The 12,697-nt window shown below is 48.7% G+C and carries 12 protein-coding genes and 1 tRNA gene; 10 read left to right on the top strand and 3 right to left on the bottom strand.

The annotated features are described in order from the left end of the window. Positions 1-209 precede the first annotated feature (209 nt). Positions 210-716: a hypothetical protein gene (locus NO559_RS04185; RefSeq protein ID WP_258330532.1), complete on the top strand. Its 507-nt coding sequence runs from the start codon at positions 210-212 to the stop codon at positions 714-716. Between the two features lie 510 nt (positions 717-1,226). Here the strand turns inward: NO559_RS04185 and NO559_RS04180 are convergent. Both NO559_RS04180 and rne read right to left on the bottom strand, forming a co-directional pair. After that, a tRNA-Ser gene (locus NO559_RS04180) sits at positions 1,227-1,312 on the bottom strand. 245 nt (positions 1,313-1,557) lie between these two features. Beyond that, the gene (gene rne, locus NO559_RS04175; RefSeq protein ID WP_258330531.1) at positions 1,558-4,347 is read right to left on the bottom strand and encodes a ribonuclease E; all 2,790 of its coding nucleotides are present in this window, start codon (positions 4,345-4,347) and stop codon (positions 1,558-1,560) included. A 688-nt stretch (positions 4,348-5,035) separates the two neighbouring features. On the opposite strand from rne, the gene rluC reads away from it, so the two are divergent. After that, the gene (rluC, locus tag NO559_RS04170) at positions 5,036-6,001 is read left to right on the top strand and encodes a 23S rRNA pseudouridine(955/2504/2580) synthase RluC (RefSeq protein ID WP_258330530.1); all 966 of its coding nucleotides are present in this window, start codon (positions 5,036-5,038) and stop codon (positions 5,999-6,001) included. Then, entirely contained in the window at positions 6,001-6,633 is a 633-nt protein-coding gene (locus NO559_RS04165; protein WP_258330529.1) for an HAD family hydrolase, read from the top strand. Before rluC ends, NO559_RS04165 begins: the two co-directional genes overlap by 1 nt. A 33-nt stretch (positions 6,634-6,666) precedes the next feature. Here the strand turns inward: NO559_RS04165 and NO559_RS04160 are convergent, their stop codons facing one another. Continuing rightward, a complete protein-coding gene (locus NO559_RS04160) occupies positions 6,667-7,245 on the bottom strand; it encodes a nucleoside triphosphate pyrophosphatase (RefSeq protein ID WP_258330528.1) in 579 nt (192 codons plus the stop codon). A 213-nt stretch (positions 7,246-7,458) separates the two neighbouring features. Between NO559_RS04160 and NO559_RS04155 the strand changes: the two genes are divergently transcribed. The 7 genes from NO559_RS04155 to fabF all read left to right on the top strand — a co-directional run bounded on the left by NO559_RS04155 (position 7,459) and on the right by fabF (position 12,691). After that, the gene (locus NO559_RS04155) at positions 7,459-7,896 is read left to right on the top strand and encodes a YceD family protein (protein WP_258330527.1); all 438 of its coding nucleotides are present in this window, start codon (positions 7,459-7,461) and stop codon (positions 7,894-7,896) included. Between the two features lie 39 nt (positions 7,897-7,935). Then, the gene (rpmF, locus tag NO559_RS04150; RefSeq protein ID WP_258330526.1) at positions 7,936-8,118 is read left to right on the top strand and encodes a 50S ribosomal protein L32; all 183 of its coding nucleotides are present in this window, start codon (positions 7,936-7,938) and stop codon (positions 8,116-8,118) included. 22 nt (positions 8,119-8,140) lie between these two features. Then, the gene (plsX, locus tag NO559_RS04145) at positions 8,141-9,148 is read left to right on the top strand and encodes a phosphate acyltransferase PlsX (protein ID WP_258330525.1); all 1,008 of its coding nucleotides are present in this window, start codon (positions 8,141-8,143) and stop codon (positions 9,146-9,148) included. Between the two features lie 24 nt (positions 9,149-9,172). Continuing rightward, on the top strand, positions 9,173-10,111 hold the full coding sequence (fabD, locus tag NO559_RS04140) for an ACP S-malonyltransferase (protein WP_258330524.1): 939 nt from the start codon (positions 9,173-9,175) through the stop codon (positions 10,109-10,111). Between the two features lie 22 nt (positions 10,112-10,133). After that, the gene (fabG, locus tag NO559_RS04135) at positions 10,134-10,871 is read left to right on the top strand and encodes a 3-oxoacyl-ACP reductase FabG (protein ID WP_258330523.1); all 738 of its coding nucleotides are present in this window, start codon (positions 10,134-10,136) and stop codon (positions 10,869-10,871) included. A gap of 221 nt (positions 10,872-11,092) precedes the next feature. Beyond that, positions 11,093-11,329 (top strand): acyl carrier protein, encoded by a 237-nt coding sequence (gene acpP / locus NO559_RS04130; RefSeq protein ID WP_019530303.1) that lies wholly within the window; start codon positions 11,093-11,095, stop codon positions 11,327-11,329. Positions 11,330-11,449: 120 nt separating this feature from the next. Next, positions 11,450-12,691, top strand: coding sequence for a beta-ketoacyl-ACP synthase II (gene fabF / locus NO559_RS04125; protein ID WP_258330522.1), 1,242 nt, complete (start codon positions 11,450-11,452; stop codon positions 12,689-12,691). The last annotated feature ends 6 nt before the right edge of the window (positions 12,692-12,697 follow it).

Below are 12,697 nucleotides of genomic sequence, written 5' to 3'. Positions count from 1 at the left end.
GATCGTTTGTTTTCCATTTGTTATCAATTCGTTATTGCTTGCCAGCTATGCTGTTGCTCCTTTTTGCCACTTGCTTGGCCACGACTATAGGGTAACGGGGATATTGTTGGTACACTTGCTGAGTTATTGTGTGCTATACGAATCAATGCTGCATTAACAACTAATTATAATAAACAATTAATAGGAAGTGATTTATGGAAAAGCTTTTTATGGCTGCCTTGATCAGTGCTAGCCTGCTATCTACAGGATGTTCGACGGTGATTAATGGTAGTGACCAAGATGTATTTGTTAAGACTATGCATGACGACAATCCAAAAGGAACGGAATGTGTTGTTAGTACTAATCGCCAAGTACGCAGCGTTGATGCAAATCGCAGTGTTAACTTGCACCGTGACGAAGGCCTGCTTGTGGCTGAATGCGAGAACGAGGCCCAGCGCGGTGTCGCTGAAGTAGAGCCTGATTTTGGTGGGGTTATCTGGGGCAATTTAATCATAGGCGGTATCATAGGTGCAGTTATAGACGCCAATACCGATGCGCATTATACCTATCCCGATGTATTGGTTCGCATGAAAGATAAAGAAGGCGCAGAGGATGTACCCACTCCGTTAATTAAGCCATTACCAGTAGGCGAAGAAAAAGATCAAGATGTGGCTCCACTGGCTTCTGATCCTGCAGTGGAAGAGGTCATCGAAACCTCGCCGCTGGCTTCTAAGTAATAATGCAGCCGCTCTTTAGGGCGGCTTTTTATTATGTGTATTTTTAACTATTCACTATCACGGCCAGCTTTTTATCCGATGATCAATGCTGCGTACGTTTTTTAGAATAATGGCTTTGTGTGGGGGAAGATGGCAGGGATTAACAGGAATAGCTTGAGGCTATTCCTGTTAATCCCTGCGGGCGCCATGAAAAGCTGGCGTTCCAATTTCGCCGTGGGCAAAATTGGTCGAACCCTGTATCGGGTTCTCATCCCTGCTAATATTTGAGTAATAAAAAAGCCCGTAGGTGAGTCACCTTCGGGCTTTAAAATAATGGCGGGCTTGGGGAAAGCGGCAGGGATTAATAATTACAGCCTGTAGGCTGTAATTACCCCTACGGGGCTTCGTCGCTACGCGGCTCGTAGCAAAATGCTATTCGCATTTTGTCGAACCCTCTACGGGTTCTCATCCCTGCTAATAATTGAGTAATAAAAAAGCCCGTAGGTGAGTTACCTTCGGGCTTTGAAATAATGGCGGTGGGGCAGGGATTCGAACCCTGGGAACTCGCGTTCGCCGGTTTTCAAGACCGGTACTTTCGACCACTCAGTCACCCCACCGCATGTCACTGATGGGGATGATTTTGCACCCCTCGACAGCAGGCAGAATTATACATAGGTTTTGCTTGCAGACAAGCGCAATGCTGGAATTTAAATAGAAAAACTATAGTTTATTACTGTTTCTGGCTATGTTTTAAGCGTTATGATTTTTTGTGTTCATAAATCCACGACGTGTAACTGTGTGATTGCAGGGGATATAAAAAACCCGGCGCTGGGGCCGGGTTAGTGGTTAGTCGATGTAATGCTTAGCGACTAAGGCGCGGGTCATTGTGGCAGCGCTCTGCTTTAGCTCTGTCGGCAGAAGGGCTGGCTGCAGGTGCGTTGCTGTGGGTAATGTTTATCACATTACTTTCTATGCTCACCTCTAGCACAGGCTTGGGTGCCTCTCTAGGGTCGTTAGATGCGCGGCCCAGGCTAGCAACGTTTACCGTGCTAACACTAGCTTCAGTGCTTACTGCTGGCGTTTGCTTGTTGCTGGACTCGGAAGTTGCACTTGCAGGGGCTGCTTTAACAGGCTCTGCTGCTGTTTCGGCAGCCATTTCGGTTACAGGCTCAGCTGTTGATTCTGTAGTTTCAGCCTCAGCTTTTGATTCCTCGGCAATTTCAGACACGACTTCTGCGGTAACAGCTGTGATGCTGGCAGCGCTGTCGTCGGCTTGCTCTGGTGCTGCTGCAGCTTCTACGTTTGCGCTATCATCTGCCGGTTTCGCAGTTTCATCGCTAGTTGCGGTGACGGCGTTATCTGGAGTATCACTAGCGGCTTCGTTTGCCTCTTGTGGCTGTTCGCTAATATGCTCTACCTTGATTTCAGTTGCTGGGCTTAATGGCTCAGTAACATGTTCTTCAGGCTCGGCAATTGCTGCGGTGCGTGTTTCAGTAACAGCTGCTTCAGTGTTTGCTGTGTCAGTGTTAGTTTCCAAGCGCTCACCGCGGTGACGACGGCCAGTTCTACCGCGACGATTCGAGGGGCGACGCTGTGGCTTGTCGTTACTCTTAGTTTCCGTTTCGGCTTGTTCTGGGGCGGCTGTTTCGCTTTCAGTTTTTTCTACCGCATTGTTTGTGTTTTGCTCGTTTCTGTTGCGGTTTCTGTTTCTGTTGCGATTTCTGCCGCGGCCTTTGCTGCGATCATTATCGTTTTTGTTGCTTTCTGCTTCAGCAGTGGCGGTGTTATCCGCATTGTTAGTGTTTTCGTTATCACGGTCGCGGTTGCGGTTGTTATCGCGGTTACGATTGCGATTGCGGTTACGGTTACGGTTGTTGCTATCGCGGTTGCCATCACGTGGCGCGCGCTTGTTTGGGCTTGCTGGTGCAACTACCACTTCCTCTTCGCTGGCTTTGCCTAAGAAGATATTGACCAGTTTTCCTAGCAAACCTGTTTTAGCTGCAGGAGTCGCTGCCACCGGTTCTGGCGTAGCGGCGGGGGTAGGGGCAGGTTGCTGTTGCGAAACCGCTTTAATAGCAGCTTCCGGCTGGGTGATGGCCACATCGTTAACTGGGGCACCAGTATCCAGGTCTTGCTCGGTATGCATTTCATAGCTGAGCTCAACTTTTTTACCTACTTCGTCATCGCGTAAGCGCTGCACTTCAAAGTGTGGCGTATCAAGCTGCACAATAGGTACTATGACGACACGCACATTGGTGCGTCTTTCTATAGCGTGTATAGGTTCACGTTTTTCGTTAAGCAGGTAGGAGGCAACTTCTACGGGTACCAATGCACGTATTTCAGCGCTGCGCTCTTTGTTGGCCTCTTCTTCAACCAAGCGAAGAATCGATAGCGCTAGGGAGTTTGTGTCACGTATAGTGCCTTGGCCGGTACAGCGTGGGCAAACTGTGGCGCTAGTTTCACCCAGTGATGGGCGCAGGCGTTGACGCGACATTTCTAATAAACCAAAGCGTGAGATTCGACCTACTTGCACGCGGGCTCTGTCTATGGCCAGGGCGTCGCGCATACGGTTTTCTACGGCGCGTTGATTGCGAGCGGGGTTCATATCGATAAAATCGATAACCACTAGGCCGCCCATGTCACGTAGGCGTAATTGCCTGGCGATTTCATCGGCTGCTTCTAAGTTTGTTTGCAGTGCGGTTTCTTCTATATCACCGCCTTTGGTTGCGCGAGCTGAGTTGATATCTATAGAAACCAAGGCTTCGGTAGGGTCTATAACAATAGAGCCGCCAGAAGGTAGTTGCACTTCACGTTGGAAGGCCGTTTCAATTTGTGATTCGATTTGGTAGCGGTTAAACAGCGGTACTGGGTCGTTATATTCACGGATTTTGTGCTGGTAGTGGGGCATAACTTGGCTGACAAAGTCGTAAGCCTCTTTATGAGCCTCTGGGCTGTCTATTAGCACTTGATCTATATCGTCGCGCAAGTAGTCGCGTATGGCGCGAATAATCACGTTGCTCTCTTGCAGTACTAGGAAGGGAGCGGGGCGGTTAACGGTGGCATCTTTAATGGCCGCCCACAATTTAACCAAATAGTCTAAGTCCCATTGTAGCTCTTGGCCGCTGCGGCCTACGCCTGCTGTGCGTATGATAACGCCCATGCCATTAGGCATTTCCATTTCACTCATGGAGTCGCGTAACTGGCTGCGGTCATCACCTTCAATACGACGAGAGATGCCGCCAGCTCTGGGGTTGTTGGGCATTAAAACCAAGTAGCGACCCGCAAGGCTGATTAGGGTGGTTAGGGCTGCGCCTTTGTTGCCGCGCTCTTCCTTATCAACTTGCACGATAACTTCAGTGCCTTCTTTAACAACATCTTTAATTTTAAAGCGGCCATCAACGTCGTTGGGGGAGCGGTAAAAATATTCTCGGGCAATTTCTTTTAAGGGGAGGAAACCGTGGCGCTCGGCGCCGAAGTCTACAAAGGCAGCTTCAAGGCTGGGTTCTACGCGGGTGATAATGCCTTTGTAGATATTGGCTTTCTTTTGTATGCGGGTGCGATTTTCAATGTCTAAATCGTAAAGGCGTTGGCCATCTACTAGACCTACGCGCAACTCCTCAGGTTGAGTTGCGTTGATTAGCATTCTTTTCATAATTGGTACAAATCCATCAAGCGGGATTTGCCAAACAAGGTTGGAATAAATTTGATAGAAAGCGTCGTAGGATTGCTTTTAAGGGCTGATGTAAGTTGCTTACATCGCATTTTTCGGGCGTTATAGATCTATATTGTATATTACGCTCGTTTACGGACTTTGCTGTAGCAGGGCTGCTTTGGTAAATAGCCTCGTGCAATTGTTGTTTATTGTGTGCCGCTTTGTTGTGGACAGCTAACTTGTTGGTTGGCCGCTACATCACTTTTTAAAATGCAATCTTACTGATAAAAATTAGGCTGGCTAGGTGGAGGTATTTGACCACCGTTCGCTTTCGCCTTGTGCGTTTATCTGCGCTTTTGTTTTCAAATCTCTTACAACGATGCAGCAAATTGCCCACGTTGTTAATATAAAGCAGTTGTCTGTCGTGAATTGCGATAAAATATGTCGCGACCTTTTTAGGACAACTGCGTAAAATAGTTTTCTTTTTTGCCGCTGTATTTTCAGGATCAATTTGATCGACTGTTTTCATAGCTACAGGAGCAAAGTATTAGTTAGGGGTATTTCTTGCTTACTCATCACTGGGCTGTTTTGTGTTGGCCGAGGCTGAGTCTGAAACCTGCTCTAAACTAATGCCGGCTGACTATAGCAGTAAATATTAGCTACATCAAACACTTAGGCCCCATGTTTAATGAATGACCGCCCCGTTGAGAATAAGCCAAAAGTCCGTTTTGTAACGATTACCGATGCCCATGAAGGCCAGCGCATAGATAATTTTTTGCTGCGCGAGTTAAAAGGTGTCCCAAAATCAAGGATTTACCGTATCTTGCGCAAAGGTGAGGTGAGGGTGAATAAGGCTAGAGTTAAGCCTGAGTATAAATTAGCCGATGGCGACCTAGTGAGGGTGCCGCCAGTAACAGTGGCTGACCGCACTGCGCCGACCTCGGTGTCCGATGGTCTGACTGCGGTGCTGGAAAACGCCATACTCTACGAGGATGCCGCTTTACTGGTGGTCAACAAGCCCTCGGGCTTGGCTGTGCATGGCGGCAGCGGCATAAGCCTAGGCTTAATTGAAGCTTTGCGAGTGATTCGCCCGCAGGCCAAATTTTTGGAGTTGGTGCATAGGCTGGATAGAGATACGTCGGGCTGCATTATGGTGGCCAAGAAGCGCAGTATGTTGAAGTATTTGCAAAATTGCCTGCGCGAGCGCCAGGGTATTGTTAAGCGCTACAGGGCTTTGGTGTCTGGGCAGTGGCCTAAGCGCTGCAAGCTGGTGGTGGCTCCTTTATTAAAAATTAGTCTGCAGTCAGGCGAGCGCATGGTTAATGTTTCTCCCGAGGGAAAAAAATCCACCACCCAGTTTGATGTTATAAAGCGCTATACCGATGCCACTTTGGTTGAGGCCAGGCCTATTACTGGCAGGACCCATCAAATCCGAGTGCACGCCCTGCATGCAGGCTGCCCGCTGCTGGGAGATGAAAAGTACGGCCAGCCGGAAGCCAATCGTCTATTTAAGCAAAAAGGCCTAAAGCGTTTGTTTTTGCATGCCGCCAGCCTGACTTTTTGCCTGCCAGATAGCGAACAAAGTATCACCGTAGAGGCGCCACTGGAGCCCAGCCTTGACAGGCTGCTGCAAGGTTTGGAGGTGCAGGCTTAGTGTTATTGGTGTTTGATTGGGATGGCACCCTGATGGATTCTATGGCCAAGATTACTGGCTGTGTGCAATTGGCTGCGCAAGATCTAAAGCTGCCAGCACTAGAGTCAGGCACTATTAAAACCGTTATTGGCTTATCCTTGCCGCTGGCTATAAAAACCTTATATCCAATGCTGTCAGTTGCGGATCAAGAGCTTTTTCGCCAGCGCTATATCAGCCATTTTAATGAAGCTGATTATCAGCCCTGCTCACTGTATCCGGGTGTTACCACGGTATTGGCTGAATTGCGCCGCCGTGACCACAGCTTGGCAGTGGCTACCAGCAAAAGCCGCAGGGGCTTGATGCAGGTGCTGGCGAATCTGGGCTGGGAGGATTATTTTGATGCCACCCGCTGCGCCGATGAGACCTGCTCTAAGCCCGACCCATTAATGCTTAATGAGTTGCTGGCTGAGTTTTCATTGCCGCCTGAGCGGGCCTTAATGGTTGGCGATACCGAATATGACTTAAAGATGGCGGCCAATGCATCGGTGGCCAGTATAGGGGTAAGCTATGGTGCTCACCCCAAGTCACGCTTGCAGGCGCACAAGCCTTTGGCGTGCATCGATGAGTTTGCTCAGTTGCTAGACTGGGTTTAGTAGTCTGTGTAGCTTGCGAGGTTTGTCGGGAGGCTAAGGGATAGGTATCCCTTCGTTAGCTAGCATGCTAATAAGTTGTATCAGGGGTAGGCCTATTAAGCTGTTGGGGTCATCGCCCTGCAGTTTTTCAAATAAGCAAATGCCCAGCCCCTCCATCTTAAAGCTGCCCGCGCACTGATAGGGCTGCTCTTTAATAAGGTAGCGTTCAATCTGCGCTGCATTTAGTTCTCTAAAATAGACCGTGTAAGTTTCCACGCATTGCTGTGATTCAGCACTTTGGCTATTAAGCAGGTGTAAAGAGGTATAGAAGGTGGCAGCCTGGCCGCTGCATTGTTGCAGTTGTCTGCAGGCATTGGCGTGATTGCCGGGCTTACCTAAGATATTGCCGTTAAGTGTCGCCACCTGATCGGAGGCTATAATTAGGCCTTGATGGCCGCCATTGGCTATGGCCTGAGCCTTTTGTTGCGCCAGGCGTAAAACTAATTGCTGGGCATTTTCTTGCGGGTAGGGGGTTTCATCTATATCGGGGCTGATGCAGCTAAAGCTTAGTGCCAGCCGTTGCAGTAGCTGCTTGCGATAGGGGGAGCTGGAGGCGAGTATTAATGGGGGCATAGGGCTCAATTCACGGTTTTGGGGCTGATTATAGAGAGAAGTTACTGATTTCCCTACGAAATCGTCCATTATTTGTGTATTTTCTTTGACAGCTAGCCGCTACATCCCTATGATTGCGCGCTTATGTCGAACGACCCCTTGCCAAGTCAGATAGATGTCCGGAAATTGACCGTCAAAGGCGCTGAAATTAGCAGTAATTTTAGCCCAGCAGTCATGCCACGGTTAACATCGCTATTAGCAAATGATGAGGGGCTAGTCACCGCAGAGCTGCAATTTTATATCGATGAGGGCCGTAAGCGCCGCATAGATGGTAAAATTAACGCACATGTTAACGTGGTTTGTCAGCGTTGCTTAGATGCTGTAGCAATAGATGTAGTGTCAGAGTTTAATTTGGCAATCGTGTGGACTGATGATCAGGCCAAACAACTGCCCAAAACACTGGACCCGTTAATTGTTGGTGAAGAGTTAACAGATCTTGCAGAGATCGTGGAGGAGGAGCTAATACTCAGCCTGCCCATAGTGAGTTATCACGAGCTCGATAGCTGCAAGCAAGTAACACGCTCTTTTGGAGAGGCTGAAGCTGCCCCTGTAAAGGAAGAGCCTAAAGACAACCCGTTTAAAGTGTTAGAGCAATTACGTTCTGACAAGTAACAACGATTTTTAGATAGTAGTTTTCAGGAGTTAATAGCCATGGCTGTTCAGAAGAGTAAAGTAACCCGTTCACGTCGCGGTCAGCGCCGTTCTCACGATGCACTAACTGGTCCTACATTGTCTGTAGATGCCACTTCAGGTGAAACCCATCGTCGTCACCACGTTACAGCTGATGGCTTTTACCGCGGTAAAAAAGTCATTAATGTTGAAAACGACGATTAATCACTTTTAAAAAAGAATCAGCATGGCGTCATCAGTACGCATAGCAATTGATTCTATGGGCGGAGACCACGGTCTCCGCGCAACCCTCCCCGCAGCACTTCAAATACTTACCAAGCATCAGCAGTTAGAACTTGTTCTAGTTGGCGATGAAGCTCGCATCCGTGAAAACCTAGCCGGCACTAATCATGACAGGCTAAGCATAAAACACAGCTCACAAATACTGACTATGGGTGATAAGCCTAGCGCCATACTGCGGCAAAAAACCGACAGCTCTATGCGCGTTGCTATAGACCTGCTAGCCGCCAAAGAAGTAGATGCCGTAGTGAGTGCCGGTAACACCGGCGCGCTGATGACTGCCGGCTGCTTTGTGCTAAATACCTTGCCAGGTATAGAGCGCCCCGCGATATGCAAAGCCATGCCGGTAACCGAAGGCTGTGGTTATGTGCTGGATTTAGGTGCAAATGTGGATAGCAGTGCCAGCCAGTTACACCGCTTTGCACAAATGGCCAGCGCCCGTTGCCGGGTGTTGCATCAGGTGGATCAGCCGCGAGTGGCTTTGCTCAACATAGGCGCCGAAGCCATTAAAGGTAATGAGCAAGTAAAATTGGCCGCTGAGCTTATTGCTGCCGATGAGCATTTAAATTACATAGGCTTTATAGAGGCCAATGCGCTGTTTGACGGTGGCTTTGATGTGCTGGTGTGTGACGGTTTTGTGGGCAACGTCGCCCTTAAAGCTTGCGAAGGCACAGCCAAGCATATTGCCTCGTTAATCAAGCAAGAGCTAGGCCGTAACTGGCGTAGCAAATTATGGGCAGGTTTTGCCTTGCCGGTGCTAACAAGAATTTTCAAAAAACTAGATCCCAAACAATATAATGGTGCGAGTTTTTTGGGTTTAAAAGGCGTGGTTGTAAAAGGTCACGGCAATAGTAATGTGGAAGGTTTCGCCTGCGCAATTGAGCAGGCCTTATTCGAAGTTGAGGGTAATATGCTGGCTGCTATAGAGCAGCAGCTTGCGCTCTCTATCAATTAACAACAACAGTTAAAGGTTTGGAATATGTCTAACTCCTCTGTGGCTTTTGTTTTTCCTGGCCAGGGTTCACAAAAAGTAGGAATGCTGGCTGAAATGGCAGCGGCTTATCCCGTTATAACAGAAACATTTGCTGAGGCTTCGCAAGCCCTGGGTTACGATGTTTGGGATATGGTGCAAAACGGCGAGCAAGAGCAACTTAATTTAACCGAGCGTACCCAGCCTATTTTACTAACCGCCAGTGTTGCTTTATGGCGCTGCTGGCAGCAAAAAAGCGATCTTAAGCCAGCTTTGATGGCGGGCCATAGCCTAGGCGAATTTTCAGCCTTGGTTTGTGCCGGTAGCTTACAGTTCGCCGACGCCGTGACCTTGGTGCGCGATAGAGGCCAGTTTATGCAAACGGCGGTGCCTGTAGGCGAGGGCGCTATGGCGGCTGTGCTGGGTTTAAATGACGATGTTATTTTAGATATTTGTAACAGCTCATCGGCAGCTGGTGTGGTTGAGGCAGTAAACTTCAACTCCCCAGGCCAAGTTGTTATTGCCGGTAAGGTTGCCGCTGTTGAGGCTGCGATTGCAGCCTGTAAAGAAGCCGGTGCCAAGCGCGCTATGCCGCTACCAGTCAGTGCCCCTTTCCATACCTCTTTAATGAAGCCCGCAGGGGAAAAGCTGGCTGAAAAAATTGCAGGCTTAACCGTGCTGAGCCCAGAAATCCCTGTGGTGCACAATGTGCATGCACAAACCGAAAGTGACCCCGCCAAAATTAAAGAGTTGCTAGTGCAACAAATTTACAGCCCGGTTAAGTGGGTGAGCTGTGTTGAGACCATGGTTGCCGCTGGTATAGAGCAAACCGTAGAGTGTGGCCCCGGCAAGGTATTGGGTGGCTTAAATCGCCGTATTCAAAAATCATTGTCAGCATTTGCGCTGGAAGATGTCGCCGGTTTTGATAAAGCCTTGGCAGAACTGTAATTAATAAACGGAGTATATCAATATGTCAGCTAAAGTAGCTTTAGTAACAGGTGCCAGCCGCGGCATAGGCCAAGCCATTGCCAAGCAAGTAGGTGCTTTGGGTTATGTGGTTGTAGGTACCGCTACAACTGAAAGTGGCGCCGAAAAAATCAGCGCTTATTTAAAAGAGGCCGGTGTAGCGGGTGCGGGTATGTGCTTAAACGTTACCGATGCCGATTCTGTTGCCGCCGTGCTGGCTGCTGTTAATGAACAGTTTGGCGCCCCCACGGTGCTGGTCAACAACGCCGGCATTACCAAAGATAATATCTTGATGCGTATGAAGGATGAGGAGTGGTCAGATGTTATTGATACCAACCTCAATGCCATTTTCCGCCTCTCTAAGGCCTGCGTACGGGGTATGAGCAAGGCGCGCTGGGGACGTATTATTAATATCAGCTCAGTCGTGGGCTCCATGGGTAATGCTGGGCAGTCTAATTATGCGGCGACCAAAGCTGGGGTCGAGGGCTTTTCGCGCGCTTTGGCCAGAGAGTTGGGTTCGCGTAATATCACCGTTAACTCGGTTGCCCCGGGTTTTATTGACACGGATATGACTAAAGACCTAGGCGATGATCACAAAGCCAACTTGTTAACTCAGGTGTCTTTAGGGCGTTTGGGCAACCCTGACGAGATAGCCGCGGTAGTGGCATTTTTGGTAAGTGATGGCGCTGCCTATATTACCGGTGAAACCATACATGTTAATGGCGGCATGTATATGGCTTAAAATTGGTTGAAAATTAACCGTTTTCAGTCGAATAACGGTTAATTTTGCCAAACTAAGGTTACAAGTCGTAAAAATTCAGGGTAAAATGCCCGCCAATTATATCCAGTGGTCTTGTAGGCTGGCCTAGGCCAGATTGCACAGACGGATTAAATAGCTGTAGGCACCCAAACAATAAATTGCCTATAGTGATATTTTCATTAAATTAGGAGTCTATACAGACCATGAGCAGCATTGAAGAACGAGTCAAAAAAATTGTCGCAGAACAACTAGGTGTTAAAGAGGACGAAGTGCAAACATCTGCCTCTTTCGTTGAGGACTTGGGCGCTGATTCTTTGGATACAGTTGAGTTGGTAATGGCTTTAGAGGAAGAATTTGAAACTGAAATTCCTGATGAAGAAGCCGAGCAAATCACTACTGTTCAATTAGCTATAGACTACATCAACAAAAACTTGGACTAAGCTCTCGCTAAACCAAGGCAAAGCCGTTTCTATTTATTTAGGACGGCTTTTTTTATGCGCTATTTTTGCCTATTAATAACTAAAACAGTTGGTTAATACCTAACAATAAGGAGTTGTCACGTGTCAAAACGTAGAGTGGTTGTAACAGGCTTAGGGATGGTAACGCCCGTAGGTAATGATGTTAAAACCAGCTGGGACAATATTGTTAATGGCAAAAGCGGAATAGCCGCTATCGAGCACTTTGATGTTTCGGCCTATAACACTCGCTTTGGTGGCTCCATTAGGGATCTGGATGTGGCGGCTTATATGCCTGCCAAAGATGCCCGCAAAATGGATACTTTTATTCAGTACGGAATGGTGGCTGCAATACAAGCCATTACGGATTCCGGCCTAGAAGTCACCGAACAAAATGCTGACCGCATAGGCTGTGCCATAGGTTCCGGTATAGGCGGCGTGGGTTTTATAGAGAAGAATCATAATGCGCTACTGGCCAGTGGCCCGCGTAAAATATCTCCTTTTTTTGTGCCCGGCTGCATTATTAATATGATTGCCGGCAACCTGTCGATCAAATACGGCCTAAAAGGCCCTAATATTGCGATTACCACGGCCTGTACTACCGGCACTCACTCTATAGGCTCGGCCGCTAGAATGATTGCTTATGGCGATGCTGACGCCATGGTGGCGGGGGGCGCTGAAATGTCCTCAACACCTTTAGGTTTAGGGGGCTTCTCGGCGGCGCGTGCGCTGTCTACCCGCAATGACAGTCCGCAAACGGCCAGCCGCCCATGGGACAAAGATCGCGATGGCTTTGTGCTCAGTGACGGCGCGGGTGTGCTGGTGTTGGAAGAGTATGAGCACGCGAAAAAACGTGGCGCTACTATTTATGCAGAGCTAAGCGGCTTTGGCATGAGCGGTGATGCTCATCACATGACATCGCCACCACCCGATGGTGCCGGTGCGGCCGCCTCTATGCGCAACGCCATAAACGATGCTGGTATTAACGTTGAAGACCTGCACTATATCAATGCCCACGGCACCTCAACGCCCGCTGGCGATGTCGCCGAGAGTAAGGCAGTAGAGGCAGTCATGGGGGCTGCGGCCAAGCAGGTGGCGGTAAGCTCAACCAAGTCCATGATAGGCCATTTGTTAGGCGCTGCCGGTGCGGTAGAGGCCATTTTTAGTGTGTTGGCCATACGCGATCAAGTGGCGCCGCCTACAATAAATTTAGACAATCCCGATGAGGGCTGTCACTTAAACTATGTGCCTCACACCGCCCAAAGCATCAAGATAGACCATGCGCTATCTAACTCTTTTGGTTTTGGTGGCACCAACGGTAGTTTGCTGTTCTCTAAAATCCAATAAGGTTAT

Source organism: Dasania sp. GY-MA-18 (assembly GCF_024734385.1).
GTDB lineage: Bacteria > Pseudomonadota > Gammaproteobacteria > Pseudomonadales > Dasaniaceae > Dasania > Dasania phycosphaerae.
The sequence above is the reverse complement of the archived record's forward strand: the minus strand, read 5'-3'. Positions and strand labels throughout refer to the sequence as shown.